Source organism: Actinomycetospora sp. NBC_00405 (genome assembly GCF_036044095.1).
Lineage (GTDB): Bacteria > Actinomycetota > Actinomycetes > Mycobacteriales > Pseudonocardiaceae > Actinomycetospora > Actinomycetospora callitridis.
Map to the genome: position 1 here is coordinate 777,598 of NZ_CP107938.1, position 20,369 is coordinate 797,966.

Annotated in this window: 16 protein-coding genes; 8 read left to right on the forward strand and 8 right to left on the reverse strand. The window is 72.1% G+C overall.

From position 1 onward, the window contains the following. Positions 1-60: 60 nt before the first annotated feature. Positions 61-486: a MarR family winged helix-turn-helix transcriptional regulator gene (locus OG774_RS03825; protein WP_328306823.1), complete on the reverse strand. Its 426-nt coding sequence runs from the start codon at positions 484-486 to the stop codon at positions 61-63. A 119-nt stretch (positions 487-605) separates the two neighbouring features. On the opposite strand from OG774_RS03825, the gene OG774_RS03830 reads away from it, so the two are divergent. Continuing rightward, entirely contained in the window at positions 606-1,655 is a 1,050-nt protein-coding gene (locus OG774_RS03830; protein ID WP_328306825.1) for a substrate-binding domain-containing protein, read from the forward strand. An 8-nt stretch (positions 1,656-1,663) separates the two neighbouring features. Here OG774_RS03830 and OG774_RS03835 read toward each other — a convergent pair whose 3' ends face one another. The 6 genes from OG774_RS03835 to OG774_RS03860 are packed head-to-tail and all read right to left on the reverse strand — an operon-like array spanning position 1,664 to position 6,798. Beyond that, entirely contained in the window at positions 1,664-2,356 is a 693-nt protein-coding gene (locus OG774_RS03835; RefSeq protein WP_328306827.1) for an urease accessory protein UreF, read from the reverse strand. Then, positions 2,349-2,861, reverse strand: a complete 513-nt coding sequence (locus tag OG774_RS03840; RefSeq protein WP_328306829.1) for a hypothetical protein — start codon at positions 2,859-2,861, stop codon at positions 2,349-2,351. The genes OG774_RS03835 and OG774_RS03840 overlap by 8 nt, the downstream gene beginning before the upstream one ends. Before the next feature lies 1 nt (position 2,862). Further along, positions 2,863-3,702: an urease accessory protein UreD gene (locus OG774_RS03845; protein WP_328306832.1), complete on the reverse strand. Its 840-nt coding sequence runs from the start codon at positions 3,700-3,702 to the stop codon at positions 2,863-2,865. A gap of 17 nt (positions 3,703-3,719) precedes the next feature. Further along, a complete protein-coding gene (ureG, locus tag OG774_RS03850) occupies positions 3,720-4,343 on the reverse strand; it encodes an urease accessory protein UreG (RefSeq protein ID WP_328306834.1) in 624 nt (207 codons plus the stop codon). Positions 4,344-4,353: 10 nt separating this feature from the next. Continuing rightward, positions 4,354-6,069, reverse strand: a complete 1,716-nt coding sequence (ureC, locus tag OG774_RS03855) for an urease subunit alpha (protein WP_328306836.1) — start codon at positions 6,067-6,069, stop codon at positions 4,354-4,356. A 21-nt stretch (positions 6,070-6,090) separates the two neighbouring features. Continuing rightward, positions 6,091-6,798 (reverse strand): urease subunit beta, encoded by a 708-nt coding sequence (locus OG774_RS03860; protein ID WP_328306838.1) that lies wholly within the window; start codon positions 6,796-6,798, stop codon positions 6,091-6,093. 428 nt (positions 6,799-7,226) lie between these two features. Here OG774_RS03860 and OG774_RS03865 point away from each other — a divergent pair, with 428 nt between their 5' ends. Next, positions 7,227-8,480 carry an IS110 family transposase gene (locus OG774_RS03865; protein WP_328310765.1) on the forward strand — a complete coding sequence of 418 codons (1,254 nt, stop codon included), beginning with the start codon at positions 7,227-7,229 and terminating at the stop codon, positions 8,478-8,480. A gap of 1,003 nt (positions 8,481-9,483) precedes the next feature. Here OG774_RS03865 and OG774_RS03870 read toward each other — a convergent pair. Beyond that, entirely contained in the window at positions 9,484-10,617 is a 1,134-nt protein-coding gene (locus OG774_RS03870) for a type I restriction endonuclease (protein WP_328306840.1), read from the reverse strand. 435 nt (positions 10,618-11,052) lie between these two features. Here OG774_RS03870 and OG774_RS03875 point away from each other — a divergent pair, with 435 nt between their 5' ends. The 6 genes from OG774_RS03875 (at position 11,053) to OG774_RS03900 (ending at position 20,368) form a co-directional block, all read left to right on the forward strand. Beyond that, positions 11,053-11,889, forward strand: a complete 837-nt coding sequence (locus OG774_RS03875) for an endonuclease NucS domain-containing protein (RefSeq protein ID WP_328306842.1) — start codon at positions 11,053-11,055, stop codon at positions 11,887-11,889. 243 nt (positions 11,890-12,132) lie between these two features. Continuing rightward, complete coding sequence (locus OG774_RS03880) at positions 12,133-13,125, forward strand: IS481 family transposase (RefSeq protein WP_328306844.1); 993 nt, start codon at positions 12,133-12,135, stop codon at positions 13,123-13,125. Positions 13,126-13,236: 111 nt separating this feature from the next. Then, positions 13,237-14,922, forward strand: a complete 1,686-nt coding sequence (locus OG774_RS03885; protein WP_328306846.1) for an ATP-binding protein — start codon at positions 13,237-13,239, stop codon at positions 14,920-14,922. A 1-nt stretch (position 14,923) separates the two neighbouring features. Then, positions 14,924-16,087 (forward strand): metallophosphoesterase family protein, encoded by a 1,164-nt coding sequence (locus OG774_RS03890; protein ID WP_328306848.1) that lies wholly within the window; start codon positions 14,924-14,926, stop codon positions 16,085-16,087. Then, on the forward strand, positions 16,087-19,386 hold the full coding sequence (locus OG774_RS03895) for an SMC family ATPase (protein ID WP_328306850.1): 3,300 nt from the start codon (positions 16,087-16,089) through the stop codon (positions 19,384-19,386). Before OG774_RS03890 ends, OG774_RS03895 begins: the two co-directional genes overlap by 1 nt. After that, complete coding sequence (locus tag OG774_RS03900; RefSeq protein ID WP_328306852.1) at positions 19,346-20,368, forward strand: hypothetical protein; 1,023 nt, start codon at positions 19,346-19,348, stop codon at positions 20,366-20,368. Before OG774_RS03895 ends, OG774_RS03900 begins: the two co-directional genes overlap by 41 nt. The last annotated feature ends 1 nt before the right edge of the window (position 20,369 follow it).

Here is a 20,369-nt window from a genome sequence, read left to right on the forward strand (position 1 = left end):
CGACGATCTTGCCCTTTCGCGTGTCCCTGTTCGTCGTGGTCGAGGGCCGAGGAGCGCAGGTCACGGCAGGCGAGATGCCGCTTCGGCGAGAGCGTCGCGCAGACCCGCCAACTTCGCGCCGCCGACGAGGCGCTCGAGATCGGCCTCGACGGCACCGACCGCGCCGCGGGCTCGCGCGTGCGTCTCGAGGCCGCGGACCGTGCAGGAGACGAGGACGCGGCGCCGGTCGGTGACGTCGACCCGACGATAGGCGAGGTTGCCGGCCACCATCCGGTCGACCACCTTGGTCAGCGTCGGCTTGGGCAGGCCCGCAAACTCGGCGATCTCGTGCATCGGGCGCCCGCCCTCCCGGGCGAGGAACGTCAGCACCCACCACTCCTCGGCCGTGCACCCGACCGTCCGTAGGGCTTCGTTGTAACGGCGGAGCACCTCGTCGTACAGACGAGCGAGCAGGAGGGGAAGAGCGAGATCGGTTCCCGTCGCCACGACGGAAACGTTACTCGTGAAATGTTCACACCGGCACTGTTCTGCTGGTGAACCAGTTCCTACGGGCGGCTAGCATCCGTGACGGGAACCACTGACCGCTCGAGAGGGACGGTGGTGACGTGCACGAATCGGTACGCGTGGCGCTGGTCGTCCCGCTCCAGGGCAGCGCGGGGATGTACGGGCCGTCGTGCGAGCTGTGCGCGGACCTGGCCGTTATGCAACTCAACGCCGCCGACGGCCTCCTCGGCCGCGAGGTGTCCCTCCGCGTCGTCGACGGTGGTCGCGACCCCGGCGCGGTGGCGGACGAGGTCGATCGCCTCCTGCGTGCGGACCACATCGACGCGGTCGTCGGATGGCACATCTCTGCCGTCCGCGACGTCGTGGCCCCGCGGATCGCCAGCCGGGTGCCGTACGTGTTCACCGCGCTCTACGAGGGCGGGCTGCACCAGCCGGAGGTGCTGTTCACCGGGGAGACGCCGGACGCCCAGGTCGTACCCGCCCTGCACTGGATGGCCAGGGAGTTCGGGACGCGCCGGTGGTCGGTTGTCGGCAACGACTACGCCTGGCCGCGCCGGTCGGTCGTGGCCACGCGAGCCGGCGCCCGCGCCGCCGGCATCGACATCCTCGACGAGGTGTTCGTGCCCCTCGGCACCACGGACTTCGGGCCGGCCCTCCGGCAGATCGAACGAGCGGACTCCGAGGGCGTGCTGATGTTCCTCGTCGGCACCGACGCGGTCGAGTTCAACCGGCAGTTCGCCGAGGCGGGGCTAGAGACGCGGTGGCAGCGCCTGACTCCCCTGATGGACGAGAACATGCTGATGGCGTCGGGGGCGTCGGCCACGCGAGACCTCTACACAGCGGCTGGCTACTTCGAGGCGCTCCCGACCGCGGACAACCTCCGCTTCAGCGCGGACTTCGTGAGTTCCTTCGGCGTCGAGGCGCCGGTGCTCAACAGCGTCGGGGAGTCCTGCTACGAGGGGATGCAGCTGCTGTCGACGCTCGTCGAGCGCGCACAGAGCATCGCGCTCCCCGAGGTCATGGCGGCCGCCGAGCGACTGACCTACTGCGGCCCGCGCGGTCGCATCGATGTCCGCAACGGGCGCGTGCACCAGAACGTCTACATCGCCGCGCCGTCCGACCTCGAGTACGACGTCCTCGCCTCGCTCTGACGTGCTCGTCAGGTCGCGAACAGCCGCGCCGTCCGCGTCTCGTGGGTCATCGCGTAGAGGTCGAGCTCCGGGACGCTGCTCCCGAGGTCGTCGAGGCTCCGGGACGCGGCGAGGCCCGCGAGCTCGGAGAGCGCCGCGCGGTGGCGGTGCACCAGTCGCTGGACGGCCACCGGTCCGAGGCGACCGAGACGGACCCCGGCGGACAGGAAACCGGCGTACGCCGCCCGCAGGTGACCGAGGACCGCGTTCCGTACCGGGACACCGAGCTCGGCGTGGACATGACCCTCGACCACGGCGAGGTTGCCCGGCACGGCGCCGGCGGCGACCTCGGCGAGGTAGGGCGAGGCGTCGAGCCCGTCGAAGGCGTCGATCGCGAGGCGGGCGAGGCGCTGCCCGCCGGTCTGCGACGAGCTGCGGGCCGATGCCGCGGTCTTGTACGAGAGCAGGAGCCGATCGAGGCGGACGAGCTCGGTGTGGTCGGCGTCGGCGGTGTGGGCGAGGACGACGGCGTCCAGCGTCGCCACCGACCCCGCGACGAAGCGCCCGGCGAGCGTCGCGACCTCGGCCTCCCCTGCGGCCGGGAACGCCGCGAGCCAGGCCTCCAGCCCGTAGGAGTGCACGAAGCGTCCCGAAGGGAGCGCGCTGTCCTGGAGCTGCAGCCACGAGAGCGCGGCGTGATCGGGGTCGGTCGGCTCAACCATGGTGGTGACCCTCCCGGTGGTCGGCCGAGGTCGACGCCCATCCGCGCGCGGCGAGCGGTACGCGCCGCACGCCGCCGGGGAGACCCAGCGCGGCCAGCGCCGCCTCGGCGGTGGGGGCCCCGGTGACGAGCGGGGTGCGCAGCTCCGTGCCCACGAACTCCAGCGGCGCATGCTGGTTGCCGAGCCGGTGCCCCAGCAGGAGCGCGCGGCGGCATGCCTCGGGCCCGCGCAGCTCGTCGAGCGGGATCACGATCGCGTCCTCCGCCGGGCGTCGCACGGCCACCACCACGTCCCCGTCGTCGACGAGGACCGCCCCGTCGACCAGGAAAGTCCCGCGCGGGAGGTCCAGGGCGACCGTCCGCCCTCGGGCCGTCGCCGCGAGCCTGCGGTGCTTGGTCGCGTCGCCCCACCCCACGTCGAGGTGGTCGACGACTCGGTCGGCGAAGTCCGGATCGTCACGGTGTCCCAGGATCGCGCTGCAGGTCGCAGGCATCCCGTCGGGCATCTCAGATCCTCCCGGGTAGCCGGTGCCGTCCCAGCAGCTCGCGTCGGGCGAGTGCCCAGGCGGTGCGCAGCGCGGCCCGCAGGGCGGGCGCACGGGTGGCGAGCACCCGGACGGTGACACCGACCGTCTCGGGCAGCGGGCTGGCCGCCCCGCGCACGTACGGGACGTCGGCGAGCGCGGCGGTCAGCATCGGAGCCAGCGCCTCGACGACCTCGGTCCGGGCGGGAGCGGCGAACACGGCCGTGGCCAGGTGGTCGGCGGCGCCGAGGGTCCCCGGCGTCCGTGGGTCGGCGCCCGCCGGCACGAGCGTGAGGTTCTCCCGGGCGACGGGCTCGCCGTCGCAGCGCAGGCACAGGCGCTGCGACACCGACGCGTAGACGAAGCGTTCGCCGTGCCCGACACGACCGGGTGCAAGGATCTCCCAGCCGAGGTAGACGGCGTCGCCGCGCAGGTCGATCTCCGTGTCTTGGGCGAACGTCGCGCCCCGGTGCGGGACGACGGGGTGCGGGATGTGCTCCAGGACACCGCCGCCGTCGACGCGGAACGCGAAACGTTGGGACGCCGAGCGGCTCGGCATCACCTGGGTCGCCGACTGGTCCCCGAGCTGCAGGCCAGCCCCCGGGCCGACGTGGACACGGGTCCGGAGATGGTCGCCGTCGAAGAGCGCGCCGGTCGGGTTCTGCACGCAGAGGTACGCGGCGCCCGGGGCGTCATCGTCGAGGTACATCGGTGCCGTGACGCGCTGCGGGAAGCGCTGCACGAGCGCGGCGACCCCGGTGCGCCCGTCGACGCGGCGGACTAGGTCGATCTCCAGGCTGCCGTCGCCGGTCTCGACGTCCACGGACTCGGGGTTCGCCGTCACCGCGCCGCCGCCGCGGGCAGGCGGGCCTCCCGGACGAGGAGGTCGAAGAGCTCGGCGAGCCCTCGACCCGAGGCGAGGTCGGTGAAGACGGTCGGGCGGTCCGGCCGTGCCGCGGCCGTGTCGGCGTGCATCCGGTCGAGGTCCGCGCCGACGTGCGGGGCCAGGTCGATCTTGTTGACGACGAGGAGGTCGGCCTGCAGGAGCCCGAGACCTCGCTTTCGCGGGACGTCGTCGCCCCCGGCCGTGTCGATCACGAAGATCCAGTAGTCAACCAGCTCGCCGGTGAAGGTGGCGGCGAGGTTGTCCCCGCCGGACTCGACGAGCAGGACGTCGAGCCCGGGGACGGCCGTCTCGAGCTCCTCGGCGACGGCCTGGTTCGCCGACGGGTCCTCGCGGATCGCGGTGTGCGGGCAGGCGCCCGTCTCGACCGCGCGCACCCGGGCCGGGTCGATGAGCCCGCTCGCACGCACCCGCCGGGCGTCCTCGTCGGTGACCAGGTCGTTCGTGATCACCGCGACCTCGAGGCCCACGCCGGCGAGCAGCGGCAGGAGGCTCTCGACGAGGCGGGTCTTGCCCGATCCCACCGGGCCCCCGACCCCGATCCGGACGGCGCTCGTCATCGCGTCCTCCCTACTTCAGCGTGTAGCGACGGCCGAGCGGGACCGATGTCATGGGCACGCTCGTGCAGAGCTCGCCGTCGACCACGACGCGGTAGGTCTCCGGGTCCACGGTGATCTCGGGGCTGTGGTCGTTGTGCAACAGGTCCGCCTTCGTCAGCGAGCGCGCGCCGCGACAGCCGACCATCGGCGTCGCGAGATCGAGGCTCTCGGCCAGCCCGGCCTCCACCGCGGCCTGCGCACCGAAGGTGACGGACACGTCGGCCGGGGTACGACCGAACGCGGCCCACTGGGGCCGGTAGCGCAGGGGCTCGCAGGTCATCAGCGAGGCGTTGGCCTCCCCCATCACCGACCACGCCGGGAAGCCGCCCTTGAACACGACCTCGGGCCGGATCCCGAAGAACTTGGGGTCCCAGAGCACGATGTCGGCGAGCTTGCCGGGCTCGAGCGACCCGACGGTGTGGTCGATCCCGAAGATCCGCGCAGGGTTGATCGTGATCTTGGCGAGGTACCGCAGGATGCGCGCGTTGTCGGCTCCGGTGCCGCGGTCCTCGGGCAGCTGTTCCCGGTTCGCCCGCATGTGGGAGGCGAGCTGCCAGGTCCGCGCGACGCTCTCGCCGATCCGGCCCATCCCTTGCGAGTCCGAGCCCATGGCCGAGATGGCACCCAGATCGTGCAGGACGTCCTCGGCTGCGATCGTCTCCCGGCGGATCCGAGACTCCGCGAAGGCCACGTCCTCGGGGATCCGCGGATTGAGGTGGTGGCACACCATCACCATGTCGAGGTGCTCGTCAAAGGTGTTGCGCGTGTACGGGTTGGTCGGGTTGGTCGACGAGGGCAGGCAGTGGGACTCGCCGACGACCCGCAGGATGTCTGGCGCGTGACCGCCGCCCGCTCCCTCGGCGTGGTAGGCGTGGATGGTGCGGCCGCCGATGGCGCGCATCGTGTCCTCGAAGAACCCCGCTTCGTTGAGGGTGTCGGTGTGGATCTGCACCTGCAGGCCCAGTTCGTCGCCCGCGTCGAGCGAGGCGCGGATCGCCGCGGGTGTGGCTCCCCAGTCCTCGTGGATCTTGTACCCGATGGCGCCGGCGAGTCCCTGCTCGAGGAGCGGGGCGGTGCTCGCCGCGGATCCGTTGGCGAGGAATCCCATGTTCATCGGGAACGCCTCGGCCGACCGGAGCATGCGGGCGAGGTTGGTCGGACCCGAGCTGGTGATGCCGACGGTGACCGGTCCCAGCCCGCCGCCGATCATCGTGGTGACACCGCTGGAGATCGCCTCCTCCACGAGGCCCGCGCTGTCGAAGTGGACGTGGACGTCGATCGCGCCGGGGGTTGCGATCATCCCCTCGCCGGCGCGCACATCGGTGCCGGCCCCGATGACGAGGTCCGGGTCGACGCCGTCCATCGTGCGCGGATTGCCGGCTTTGCCGACGCCGACGATCCGGCCGCCGGCGATGCCGATGTCGGCCTTGCGGATGCCCAGCACGGGGTCCATGAGCAGGACGTTGGTGATCACGAAATCCAGCGCGCCCTCGGCGGTGGTGGCCGTGTTGTGCACGGCCATGCCCTCACGCATGGTCTTGCCCCCGCCGAAGACCGACTCGTCGCCGTAGCGTGTGTCGTCCCGATCGATCCGGGCCAGCAGCTCGGTGTCGGCCAGCCGCACGCGGTCGCCGGTCGTGGGTCCGAACAGTTCCGCGTACTGCCGCCGCGAGATGCGCGTCGCCATGGATCCTCCCAGGTTCGGGTTTCAGGACGCGCCGGTGTCGAGGAATCCGGCGGCGCGCAATCGGGTCATGAGGTCGTCGCCGGGCTGACCGTCCAGCGGACCGTCGGTCATCTCGTTCAGTCCGTACACCTCTCGCGAGCCGCCGAGAGGAACGAGCGTCACGTCGTGCTCGGAGCCGGGCTCGAAGCGCACGGCGGTGCCGGCGGCGATGTCCAGGTGGGTGCCGAAGGCAGAGCGCCGGTCGAAGCGCAGGGACCTGTTCACCTCGAAGAAGTGGAAGTGCGAGCCCACCTGGACGGGCCGGTCCCCGGTGTTCACGACGGTGAGCTCCACGGTGTCCCGACCCTCGTTGAGCTCGATCTCGCCGTCGGCGACGAGGAGCTCGCCGGGTTCCGGCATCGCCTCACCTGCGCCGGCGCCCTGACCCGGTCGGATCGGGTCGTGAATGGTCACCAGCTTCTGGCCGTCGTCGAAGAAACCCTCCACCTGCACGGTCCCCACCAGTGGGGCGACGCCGGGGAGCAGGTCGTCCTCGGTGAGTAGGCCGGCACCGGCTGCCGCGGCCTCCGGGACGCTCGCGCCAGACCGCGCGGCCTCGACGACCTCGTCGGCGATGAGGGCGCGGGCTTCGGGATAGGAGAGCTGCAGGCCCCGGTCCCGGCGACGTCGCGCCAGCTCCGCGGCGCAGAACAACAACAGCCGGTCCTCGTCCTTGGGCGTGAGGTGCACGGAACGAGTCCTCTCTCGCGCAACCGGCCGAGGACGCCGTCCCGGGCCAACCTGTTCGAGAGGAAATAGTTCCTACGGGAACGTTTGCCGTCAAGCCTCGTGGGGTGCGGTTGGCGGCGGTCAACCGAGCTGACCTCGCGGGGACTGTGGCCCTGCCGCGTGCTCTAATGGGGCCCGCCGGGGCTGGTTCTGCCAGGCTTGGCTGCGGTAGCGGCCAGTGGGTCAGCACTCCGCTGTTCCGGGCGATGGTCAGCTCTAGCCTCAGATCGTGCGCCCGCCGGTCGTGAGCAGGCCGTGGATCGCTGATGGGATGACGTGCCCCGCCCTCGAGTGCGGCGGCGGTGAGCACTTGACCATTAGGTCGCGGCTGGTCTGCTCCGCGCTGCCGGACGGGAAGTTCGACTGGCGCGCTCGGAGGTCGCGACGTGGTGCTGTTCGTGGGTGATGACTGGGCCGAGGACCACCACGACGTGGAGATCCTCGACGACGCGGGGCGCCGGTTGGCGAAGGCTCGGCTGCCTGAGGGCATGGCGGGCATGTCGCGGTTGCACGAGCTGCTGGCCGAGCACCTCAGCGAGGAGGTGATCGACCCGGAGACCGGGATGCTCGCCGAGGGCGAGGTGATCGTGGGGATCGAGACCGACCGGGGCCCGTGGGTGGCCGCGCTGGTCGCGGCCGGGTATCAGGTGTTTGCGATCAATCCGATGTCAGCAGCCCGGTACCGGGAGCGGCACTCGACGTCGGGGGCGAAGTCCGATTCGGGTGATGCCCATGTGCTGGGCGAGATCGTGCGCCTGGACCGGGCCCATCACCGCCCGGTGGCCGGCGACAGTGCCGAGGTCGAGGGGCTGAAGCTGGTCGCGCGGTCGCACCAGTCGCTGATCTGGGAGCGGACCCGGCATCTGCAGCGGCTGCGTCAGGCGCTGCGGGAGTACTTCCCCGCCGCCCTCGAGGCCCTCACTGCGGCGAAGCTGGAGCTCGCTGACCCCGACGCGCTCGAACTCCTCGAGCGCGCCGGCGACCCGGACCGGGCTGCGCGGCTGTCGCGCTCGAAGATCGCCGCGGTCCTCCAGCGGGCCCGGCGCCGTGAGGTCGAGGCCAAGACCGAGGCGATCCAGGCGGTGTTGCGGGCGCCGGCGCTGCGCCAGGCGGCGGCGATCGAGGCGGCCTACGCCACCATCGCCGCCTCGCAGGTGCGGCTGATCGTGGGGCTCAACGCCCAGATCCCGGCGTTGGAGGAGGTGGTGGCGCAGGGTTTTGGCCGGCACCCGGACGCTGAGGTCTACCTCAGCCAGCCGGGTCTGGGGACCGTGCTGGGCGCCCGCGTGCTCGCCGAGTTCGGCGACGACCCGCACCGGTACCACGATCACAAGGCCCGACGGAACTACGCCGGGACCTCCCCGATCACCCGCGCTTCGGGGCGCAAGACCGTCGTGCTCGCCCGCTACGCCCGCAACCGCCGCCTCGGCGACGCCACCCATCAATGGGCCTTCTGCGCCCTGACCGCATCACCCGGCGCCCGGGCCTACTACGACCAGCTCCGCACCCGCGGCACCAGCCACCACGCCGCGCTACGACAACTCGGCAACCGCCTCGTCGGCATCCTGCACGGCTGCCTCAAGACCCGAACCCCCTACAACGAGACCACCGCCTGGGCCCACCGCACCCTCGCGGCAGCTTGACCTCACAGCCCATGGGATGTCTGAGGGGTCAGGGACTGGCGCTCGCGCTCGCCGCCCTCCTGAGGGCGCTGGCCTCTGCGGCTGGCGGCCTGATGCCAGCGCTCAGCTCAGCAACTTCTCGCCCCCGAGCCCTCTGTCCACCTGCCCGCTGGGACCTGACTTCGGCTGTCGAACCTCCCGACGGCCGGAAGCGCTTGGTGCTTCGAGCGATTGGTTCCGCCGCCCACGTTGTTGATCTCCGTCGTGGTGAGAGTCGTGGTGCGAAATGCTGCCGCTCGGTGCCCGTGGTGCGAGTTGTGCGACGCTGAGCGCCTCTGTTGTCGCTGGTAGCAGCGTTGGTCGACGGGTTCGCGGGCTCTGGGGGTCAAGGGGTCGCAGGTTCGAATCCTGTCGTCCCGACGCAGCTCAGCGCTCGATGGATCTCCTTCGAGCGGCTGAACGAGTCGGATGTGGTGCGGGTCGTGGTGCGACCCCGCGATGTTGGTCCAACCGCCTCGCCTCGATGACGCTAGGTCGTCCCGAGGCTCGTGTCGAACGGTCCGGAGCTCTTTAAGGCGGGCCGCAGGAACCGTCGTGGCCTCGAGTGCACTCGTGCCTGCGATGCACGCGCGCTGTGAGTGATGAGACGCCAGTCCCCTCAGCGCCGTCGGTGGACAGGCTCGATCGGACCCCTGATGGCGACGCCTCCGCCAGCGAGGCTCCCGACCCGCAGGCTCTGAGGGCAGGGGGTCGCGGTTCAAAGTCTGGTCGTCCCGACGAGCAGGGCAGGCCCTCTGACACTGGTACGAGACCAGATCAGCGGGCCTTCCCATGTTCGGGTCGGTCGTCGAGCCGGTCGTCGGCGCTCGGAGCGCCTACGGCGGGAGGTTCGGCTCCTGCACCGGCGAAGCGGCGAGCTCGCGGGAAGCGCTCACTCTCGTGGGAGATCGAGATCCGGCCCCCTGTTCACCCAGCGCCCGGCCGAGTTGCGGCGAGGGACGGACCACCTACGGCAATGTCTCTGTCAGGCCGCCTTCGCGAGGTGGCTCGCGACGGTGGCTCGGAGGTGGTCGGCATGCCGGTAGATGTCCTCTGCGCTCTCGATCGGAAGTCGCGTCTCGACCTTGTTCTCGTCGAAGACTCCGAGGTACTTCTTCGAGCGGTTGAACCACAGTCTGGCGATGGACTTGCGGTTGTTGTCGTCGAGGAGGACGGCGAAGTAGGTCTTGCTGTCACGGCCGATCACCCTGGCCGCGGCTACTTCGCTGCAGACGATGGCCTTGATGACGCGGTAACCCTCGAGTTCCTCGTCGGTGGTCTCGACCTCACCCTTGCGGTCCGCGCCGTCGTCGGAGTCCGCGATGTCGGTCGTTGAGCCGACGGGATCGGAGTTCGGTGCCGCCGGCTGCGCCACTGGCGTGGTGTCGTAGGTCGCGTCGTTGCCGCCGAGGGCAGTCTTGAGTCGGGTGTTGACCTGCTCGTTGATGAACTGGTTGGTGGCCTTGCCGACGAGCGGGCTGAACTGCTCCCGCACGCGCTGGGTGAACGATCGCCCGCTGTACACCTGGGCGGCGAGGAACCGCACGAGCTCGTCGGAGGGGTTCTTGAACTCGGCCGCGAGGATGCGCTTGATCTGTCCGATGTACTTGAGCTCACCGGCTGCACTGATGACCGAGTCGACGTCGAAAGACTCTCTGGTCAGCTTGGCGACCTCGGGGAGCAGGGTGCTGTCGACGGCCGCGAGGTCCAGGACCAGGAAGGGCTTGTCGTCCATGCGGTTCGGCGCGTCGAGGTCAGTGTAGAACTCGTATACCTCGCCGTTGGTCAGGATGGCGACGCGAGCGTGGGTGACGGCGAAGTAGCGAAAGAGTTGGGAGGCGTGCTCGACGCGCAGCGGCTCGGCGATCTTCTTGACCTCAATGAGGATCTGGACCTCGCCGCCTTGCACGAGGGCGTAATCGATCTTTTCGCCCTTCTTGGTGCCGACGTCGGCGGTGAACTCCGGGACGACCTCCGAAGGGTTGAAGACGTCGTAGCCCAGCACGCTGCTGATGAACGGCATCACGAACGCATTCTTCGTGGCCTCCTCGGTCTGGATCCCCGCCTTCTGGCTCCGGATCTTGGCGCTGAGCTCTTGGACGCGTTCCGCGATCCCCATGCTTGGTCCCCCTGCGTGGCTGCCCGAGATCTTGTCGGCAGGGCCATCGCTCGGTCTCCAGCCGATGTTTCACCATCCCGGGAAGTTCTGTGGCAGGCCCGGCCGTCTTGTGTTCGCTCGCCTCAGCCAGTCGAGGTCTCGCGAGCGGCCGCGGCTCCCGAGCGGTGTGCCCCTCGCGTCCGCGTCGGCCCCGCGTCGACTTCGTCCCGGACTGGGGTGAACGGCCCCCCTTTGGCGCACCCACGACTCTCGGGTCGCACCCGCCGTGGCAGCCCCGACCGGGCAGGTGAGGGCCCGGACGGGTGGTGGTGGTCAGCGATGAGTAACGGTCTTCGCGTACACCAGCGACACCGGTCGGAAGGCCCGCCACGTCGGTGGGCTCTGTCCGTCGGGGGACGCATAGACATGCCGAGCAGGCCGAGCAAGTGGCTCTGGGTGACCGCGCCGGAGTACTACAGCGATGAGGACGGCCGCGACCGGGCAGAGCTCGAACCACGCCGCGGATTCGGCGCCCGTGGCTGGTGGACCTGTGATCCGCGGACCCGAGCAGGCGACTTGGTGCTCCTCTACCGCGCGCGGGTCCGGAAGGACCTCGCCCGCCTGCTCGTGGCGCGATCGGACGCGGAGGTCCTCGATCTCCCCGACTCCGAGTTCGATGGACGATCTGTGTGCTCGTACGAGGTACTCGAGAGCTTCGATCGACCGGTGCCTTTTGCGACGATCAGCCGCGACCCATTCCTCGGCGCATGGGGACCGGTGCGTCTCCGTCTCCAGGGATCGAGCTTCCCGGTGCCACAGGACATGTGGGCTCGGCTGCTCGATCTCGCCGGCGAGGATGGAGGCGACGTCGCAGACCAGGCGCTCGACGGGCTGCGACGGTTCCGGCTCGAGAAGGAGCTGCAACGCCGGCTGGCGTCCCGCACGGACCTCTGGGATGACGCGCGGTGGCGGGGGCTGCGCCTTGTCGAGTCCGAGTACCGCTTCCCGGATCGTCGTCGAGCGGATCTCCTGTTCGAGCAGTACACAGGGTGGCGGCGGCGGCTGGTCGTCGTCGAGGTGAAGCGAGGGCGGGTCGACCTCGAGGCCGTTGAGCAGGTCCTCGGCTACCGCGAGGCGCTCGACAAGGGCGTCGCGAGGCAGCATCTTCGTCGGCCGCAGGCGATCCTCGTCGGAGAGTCCCTCCACGACGAGGCTCGAGCGCGCATCGCACGCACCTCGGGTCTGCACTTCCTCTCGTCCGATCACTTCGACGCACTGCGACGGTCCGCCTGACGGATCGCGCAGGTCAGGTCCCGCACCGGCACCCCGTCCCGGTCGGTCCGAAGATCAGCATCCACACCGTGGGTGGGTCGAGCGGATCGTGCAGGCCGGACTCTCGGGCAGGTCTAGCTGTACTGACCGGACACGTTGGTTGAGTACGTGTGACGACACGGTCTGAATGATCTTGAGGGGAGGGCCTCTCGGGAGTGCTGTGGAGCTGTCTGACGGCATCCACTCACCACCGGGAGGTCCTCCGTGGCCCACGCTAACGCTGCGCTGACTCCGCGAGCTCGATTGAAGCTGGCGCGTCTGATCGTCGAGGGCGGCTGGCCGATCGCAAGGGCGGCCGAGCGGTTCCAGGTGTCCTGGCCGACCGCGAAGCGCTGGCGGGATCGCTATCTCGAGCTCGGTGCGCCCGGCATGGCCGACCGGTCTTCGCGCCCGCATCGGATGCCGCGGCTGACCCCGCAGCCGGTGGTGCGCAAGATCGTGCACCTGCGCTGGAAGCAGCGCCTCAGGCAGCTCGAGATCGCCGCCCGGCTCGGGCTGGCGGCCTCCACGGTGCACCTGGTGCTGCGCCGCTGCGGGATCAGCCGGCTCAACCAGGTCGACCGGGCCACCGGAGAACCGGTGCGCCGCTACGAGCACCCCCACCCCGGCTCACTGATCCACGTCGATGTGAAGAAGCTCGGCAACATCCCCGACCAGGGTGGATGGCGCTTCCACGGTCGCCAGGCCGGCAACAAGAACCGGGCGGCGACCCCGGGCAAGCCCCGCAACCGTCACCACAACCCGATGATGGGCACCGGGTTCGTGCACACCGTGCTCGATGACCACTCCCGGGTGGCCTACGCCGAGATCCACGACGACGAGAAGGCCCTGACCGCCATCGGGGTGCTGGATCGGGCGGTGGCCTGGTTCGCCGCCCGCGGCGTGGTCGTCGAGCGGGTCCTGTCCGACAACGGCTCGGCCTACAAGTCGTACGCCTGGCGCGACGCCTGCCGCGAACTCGGGATCACTCCGAAGCGGACCCGGCCCTACCGGCCACAGACCAACGGGAAGATCGAACGCTTCCACCGCACCATGACCGCCGGCTGGGCCTTCCGACGCCTCTATCTCAGCGAAACCCAGCGACGGAAGGCCCTACCCGGCTGGCTACACGAGTACAACCACCACCGGCCCCACAGCGCCATCGACAGGCAAGCCCCGATCACCCGCTTGACCAACCTGTCCGGTCAGTACATCTAGCCGCACCCCCGGCCCGGAGCTGCCGCCGGGCACCCTCGGCGGCCCGGATACCGTGACGGCGCCGATCACGACCGGAGGGGGACCGTGGGGGAGCAGGATGTTGTCGGTCTGGTGGCCGGCACGGAGGACTCGACGCCGCTGCAGTTCTCGGTGGGGCTGGCGCCCGAGCAGTACCTGCAGCTCGACGACGTGGTGGTGACCCACCGCTCGGTGCCGGGACAGGGGGTCGTCGCGACCTCGGGGATCGTCACCGAGGTTCGCGCGCGCCACGAGGGCGCGACCTACGGCTCGGATGTCTTCCTCATCGCCGACGGTGTGCTGCCCGCGCACGTCCAGGAGATCGCCGAGATCACGACGACGCGCGTCGAGCCCGAGTGCTACGTCCCGCCGACGCCGGGGTCACCGGCCCGGCGCGCGACCGGCCGGGAGCGCGCGGAGGCGCTGTACTTCGACCAGATGGACCTCAAGCTCCCGGTCGGGCTGGGGCGCGACGGGGAGCCGATCTACGTCAACCTCGAGTTCCTCGACGGCACCCGCGGCGGGCACGTCTCGATCAGCGGGATCTCCGGGGTCGCGACCAAGACGAGCTTCGCTCTCTTCCTGCTGTACTCGATCTTCCGCAGCGGGGTGCTGGGGCGGCGCAGCGTCAACGCCAAGGCGCTCGTGTTCAGCGTCAAGGGCGAGGACCTGTTGTTCCTCGACCACGCGAACGCCAAGCTCGACGACGAGCAACGCGCCCGCTACGCCCGCCTCGACCTGCCCGCGGAGCCCTTCGCCTCGGCCGGCTTCTTCGCCCCGACGATGCCCGACGACCCGAGCGGGCGGCCGTTCGTCGCGGGCCGGACCAGCGGTGTCGTGCCGTTCTGGTGGACGCTCGCCGAGTTCTGCCGCCAAGAGCTGCTGCCCTACGTCTTCGCCGACGCCGAGGACGAGCGCAACCAGTACACGATGGTCATCCACCAGGTCGCGGCGCAGCTCAAGCGGCACGCGGTCGAGCTCGACCAGGGCGCGGTCTCGCTGGACGGGCGCACGCTGCGGACCTACGAGCAGCTCGTCGAGTACGTCTCCGACCAGCTCACCGACGAGGACGCCCGCCGCGACTGGGCCGGGCCGGTCACCGGCACCGGCACGATCAACGCCTTCCTGCGCCGACTGCGCTCGAGCCTCAAGCCGATGCGCACGCTGGTGCGCGGCGACCTGCCCGACGTCCCGGGCCGCCGGGTGAGCACCGAGAACCAGCAGGTCACGGTCGTCGACCTGCACAACCTCCCGGAGCGGGCGCAGCGCTTCGTGGTCGGTGTCGTGCTCGCCGACGAGACGACCCGCAAGGAGGCCGCGGGCACGGGCGGGCTGCTGTTCACCATGATCGACGAGCTGAACAAGTACGCCCCGCGGGAGGGCTCCAGCCCGATCAAGGAGGTGCTGCTCGACATCGCCGAGCGCGGCCGGTCGCTGGGCATCATCCTCATCGGCGCCCAGCAGACCGCCAGCGAGGTAGAGCGCCGGATCGTCTCCAACTCCTCGATCAAGGTCGTCGGCCGGCTGGACCCGGCCGAGTCCGGGCGCCCCGAGTACGGGTTCCTGCCGCCGTCGCAGCGGGCGCGGGCCGTGCTGGCGAAGCCGGGCGCCATGTTCGTGTCCCAGCCGGAGATCCCGGTGCCGCTGGCCGTCGAGTTCCCCTTCCCGGCGTGGGCGACCCGGCTCTCGGAGTCCGCGGGCGAGCCCGCCCGTCGCAACGGGGCCGCGCCCGATCCGTTCGCCCGGCTGCCGGTCGACGACGACGACGCGCCCTTCTGACGTGAGGTTCCTGCACACCGCCGACTGGCACGTCGGCAAGATGCTCAAGGGACGCAGCCGCCTCGAGGAGCAGGAGCAGGTGCTCCGCGAGATCGTCGCGGTGGCCCGCGCCCACGAGGTCGACGCGGTGCTCGTCGCCGGCGACCTCTACGACACCGCCGCCCCGAACGCCGCCGCCCAGCAGCTGGTCGTGCGGACCCTGCTCGGGCTCGCGCGCGACGGCGTGCAGGTCGTCGCGATCGCCGGCAACCACGACCACGGTCCGACCCTCGACGCCTACCGCCCGCTCGCGGGCGCCGCGGGCATCACGCTGGTCGGGTCGGTGCGCACCGCCGACCATGGCGGCGTCGTCGAGCTCACGGCTCGGTCGGGCGAGCGGGCCACCGTCGCGGTGCTGCCGTTCCTGTCCCAGCGTTACGCCGTCCGCGCGGCCGAGCTGGTCGGGCAGACGCCCGCGCAGCACACCAGCGGCTACGACCAGCAGCTGCGCGACGTCCTCACCTCGCTGACCGCCGGCTTCCGCGACGACGCGGTGAACCTGGTGCTCGCCCACCTGACCGTGGTGCACGGGCAGTTCGGCGGCGGCGAGCGCGAGGCGCAGTCGATCTTCGAGTACGCCGTGCCCGCCACGATCTTCCCGGTGGAGGCCCATTACGTGGCGCTGGGCCACCTGCACCGCCGGCAGCGCATGGACGCCCCGTGCCCGGTGCACTACAGCGGCGCCCCGCTCTCGGTCGACTTCGGTGAGCAGGAGAACGAGCCCGTCGTCTGCCTCGTCGACGCGTCGCCCGGCACGCCGGCGCACATCACCGACATCCCGATCAGAGCCGGCCGGCGCCTGCGCACCGTGCACGGCACGGTCGCGGAGCTGGCGTCCCGCACCGACGACCTCGGCGACGACTACCTGCGGGTCTGGGTCCGTGAGCCGGCTCGCGCGGGCCTGCGCGACGAGGTGACGGCCCTGCTCTCGCACGCCCTCGAGGTGCGCATCGACCCCGAGTTCGCCGCACCGGTGACCGTGTCGCGGCCCCGGGTCGGCACCGGCACGGAGCGCGCGCCGTCCGAGTTGTTCGCCGAGTACCTCGCCGACCAGAATGTCCAGGACTCGCGGGTGGAGCGCCTCTTCGCCCGCCTGCACGACGAGGTCACCGGGGGCGAGCGCTGATGCGCCCGGTCCTGCTACGGATGGACGGCTTCGCCGCGTTCCGCCACGAGACGACCGTCGACTTCTCTGATGCCGAGTACTTCGCGCTGGTCGGGCCCACCGGGGCGGGCAAGTCGACGGTCATCGACGCGATGGTCTTCGCCCTCTACGGCTCAGTGCCGCGCTGGGACGACCGGCGCGCCGTCCGCCTCGCGCTGGCGCCGACGACGATGCGCGGCACGGTCAGCCTGGTCTTCGACGTCGGCGGCGAGCGCTACGTCGTCGCCCGCGAGCTGCGGCGCGCAGCCTCCGGAGGTGTCACCGTCCGCACCGCGCGCCTGGAACGGCTGCTCGACCCCGCCGGCCTCGCGGCCGCCGAGGAGGAGACGGCACCGCTGGCCGACGGAGCGCCGAAGGTCACCGACGCGGTCACCGAGCTCCTCGGGCTGCCGTTCGAGGACTTCTGCACCTGCGTGGTGCTGCCGCAGGGCGACTTCGCCGAGTTCCTGCACGCCGCCGCGGGCAAGCGGCAGGAGAAGCTGGAGCGCATCCTCGGGCTCGGCGTCTACGACCTGATCATGCGACGGGCCAACACCGAGGCCGCCACCGCGACGCAGCGGGCGGGGCTGCTCGCCGACCAGCTCCAGGGCGTCGCCGACGCGACGCGGGAGGCCGAGGAGGCCGCGCAAGCCCGCGTCGGCGCGCTCGCGGCCCTGGCCGAGCAGGTGGAGGCGGCGGTGCCCCAGCTCGCCACCGCCGAGACGACCGTCGCGCAGGCGGAGGCCGACCGTGCGCGCCTCGCGGGCGAGCAGGCCGCGCTCTCCGGGCTCACCCCGCCGGCCGGGCTCGCGGAGCTGGCGGACCGGCATCGTGATGCGGCTCGGACGGTGGCCGCGGCGACCGAGCACGCGGCCGTCGCCGAGGACGACGAGAGCGCCGCCCGCGCACGGCTCGACGCGGGACCGGACCGGGCCGCGCTCGAGCAGACCCGCCGCGCGCACACCGAGCTCGTCGAGCTCCGCGAGCAGCTGCCGCCCGCCCGGGAGCGACGCGAGGACGCGGGCGACGCCTACCGTCGCGCGGCCACCGCGGCCGTGACCGCCACCGGAGAGCTCGAGGTCGCCCGCGCGGCACGGGACACCGCTCTCGAGGCGGACAAGGCGGCCGGCGCGGAGGTCCAGCGGCTCGTCGGCGAGCGTGACGCCCTCCGCGCCCCGACCGTCCCGGACGGGCTCGACGACCTCCACGCCCGCACCGGGGCGGCGACGGAGGCGCTGGAGCGGGCCGCGGAGCACCTCGCCGCCGTGGACACCGCGGAGGCGCGCGCTCGGGCGGCTCTCGCCGGCGCCCCGGTCCGGGGTCTGCTGGAGCAGGCGCGCCGTGACCACCGCGACCTCGCCACCACCCGCGAGGAGCACCGGAGCGCCGGCGACCGGCACGCCGCGGCGGAGAAGAAGGCCGCCGAGGCCGCCGCCCTCGTCGGCGACACCCGCGCCCGCCTCGACGCCGCCCGCGAGGAGCACGACCGCCTCCTGCGCTCCGACCTCGCCGCCGCCCTGCGCCCCACGCTGATCCCCGGCGCGCCCTGCCCGGTGTGCGCGCAGGACGTCGCGCACCCACCCGAGGCCCTCCCCGCCGCGGACCTCGACGGCGCGAACTACGCCCTCGCCGCGGCGGAGCAGGCCGACGAGCAGGCGCGGGCCGCCCGTGCCGACGCCGACGCGGCGGTCGCCCGGGCGGCCGACGACCTCGCCCGGTGGGGGACACGGATCGAGGCGCTGACTGCGGCGCTCGCCGACGCCCCGGCTACGGCGGCCGCCGTCGACGCGGCGCTCGCCGAGCGGGACCGAGTCGAGGCCGCCGCCGACGACGCCGCCACCGCCGCGCGCACGGCCCGTCGTGAGCGCGACACCGCCGCTGAGGCCCGGGAGGAACTCCGGCGGGAGTCCGCGGCCGCGGCCGGCGCACTGCGGACGGCCCGCGACCCGCTGGTCTCCCTCGGTGCCCCGGCACCGGACGAGGCGTCCCCGCTCGCGGGATGGCGTGCCCTGGTCGACTGGGCCCGCGGACGGGCCGACGAGCGGGTGACAGCGCTGACCGCCGCCCGCGCCGGCGCCGACGTGGCGGGACGGGCACGCGAGGAGGCGGACCGGCGCCACGCCGCGTCGCAGAACGCCGCCACCGATGCCCGGCGCGCCGAGACCGCGGCGGCCCGCGCCGATCAGGAGGCCGAGGGGGTCGTCGCCGATCTGGAGCGCCGGACCGAGGCGCTGGGCGCGACCCTCGACGGGGCCCCGACTCTCGAGGAGGCGACCACCGCGCTCGCCCGGATCGCCGAGCTCGAGGGCACCGCCCGGGCCGCGGCCGCCGCCGCGCGTGCCGCCCGGACGGCCGTCGCCGACGCCCGATGGGACGCGAGCGCGATCGACCAGGAGGTCGCCCGCGCCTGGGAGGTGTGGCACCGCGCCCGGGACCCGCTCGTGGCCCTCGGTGCCCCGCCCGCCCCGGGCGACGACCTCGGCGCGGCCTGGACGGCGCTCACGGCGTGGGCCGCGGGCGAGACCGCGACCCGTGAGCAGGCACTGACCGGGGCGGGCGAGCTCGTCGAGCGCCGGCGCGACGAACGCGACGCGGTGGAGCGTCGGCTTACCGACGCCCTCGTCGCCCACGAGCTCACCGCGCGCCCCTCGTCGGCGCCGATCGTCGTCGCGACCGCCCTGGAGCGAGCCCGGGGCGAGCTCGCCCGGATCACCGAGCGCCGCGCCCGGGCCGCCGACCTCGACCGTCAGCGCGCCGAGGCCGAGGAGGAGGGCCAGGTCGCCCGGATGCTCGGCGAGCAGCTGCGCTCCAACCGGTTCCCGCGCTGGCTCGTCGCCTCGGCGCTCGACACCCTCGTCGCCGACGCCTCGGCGAGCCTCGCCGACCTCTCTGGCGGCCAGTTCGAGCTGACCCACGCCGACGGGGAGTTCCTCGTCGTCGACCACGCCGACGCCGACGCGCCCCGCCCGGTGAAGACGCTGTCAGGCGGCGAGACGTTCCAGGCGAGCCTCGCGTTGGCGCTCGCGCTCTCCTCGCAGCTCCAGGGCCTCGCAGCCCGCGGCGCCGCGCGCCTCGAGTCGATCTTCCTGGACGAGGGGTTCGGCACGCTCGACGAGACCAACCTCGACCTGGTCGCGAGCGCGCTGGAGAACCTTGCCGCGCGCGGCGACCGCATGGTCGGCGTCGTGACCCACGTTCCGGCCCTGGCCGAGCGGGTGCCGGTCCGGTTCGTCGTGGGGCGTGACCAGCGGACGTCCTCGGTGCTCCGGGAAGGGGCGTGATGTGCCGATGAGATTCAGCGTTGATCCGTGGGACCCGACCTACGGCACCAGCCTCGACCCCGAGCTGGGGTCCTCCTCAGCCGAGGTCGACCCGGAGATTGAGGTCCCGGCCGCCCGATGGGCCCCGGTCCGAGTCGACCCGGCGATCGACCGGCCGGAAGCCGTGCTGTTCGTCGACGGCGTGCGGCGGATCGACGCGCAGGTGTGGGTCGACGAACCCGACGGCGCGGCGTCGCCCGCGCTGTGTGCGTCCTACGCCGCGGGCGTCGTGTGCTGCTGCCGTGAGCGCGGTGCCCACCTGACCGTGGCCGAGGTCCGCCGCGGCCTCATCACCACGTCGGAGAGCGGCGGCAACGTAGTCACCCGCGCCGGCGCCTATCGCGTGGTCTCGACCCGTCCCCGTGAGGACGTCGCCCCCATGCAGGTGCTGTCCCTCGCGCTGCAGCGCGACCTCGCCGAGGTCGAGGTGCTCACTGCGGCGACCGCTCGCAAAGCCGGTGGAGGCGACCGGGATGACCTCCTCGTCGTCGACGGGCCGCTGCAGGGTCGCCAGCACCTTCCGCGCGCCATCGGCTTCGTCAAGAGCCACCGCAGCGACTACCTGCCGACCGAGTTGGGGAGGGTCGTCGCCGCGCTAGGGCCGGGGGAGCGCACCCCGGTATTCCGCCTGGCTGGGTCGTGGGAGCGGCACACCTGGTATCTGCGTCTACCCTGCCCGCCCGGGGCGCCCTGGGCCGGAGTAGTGCGCGTGGAGTGCCGCGCGGACCTCACTGCCGATGAGGCCATCGCGCTTGCGTCCCTGAGCCAGGCGACCCTGCCCCGCTACGCCTCGGTCGAGTACAAGGACGCCCGCGCCCCGCAGAACCTCTACCCGATCGCCGGGCTGGAGGACGCCCTGAGGAGGCGCCTCGGAGACCAGAACCTGCTCTACCGGGCGCTGCGGCAAGCAGCGCACTCCGTAGTCGCCGCCGCGACGGCCTAAA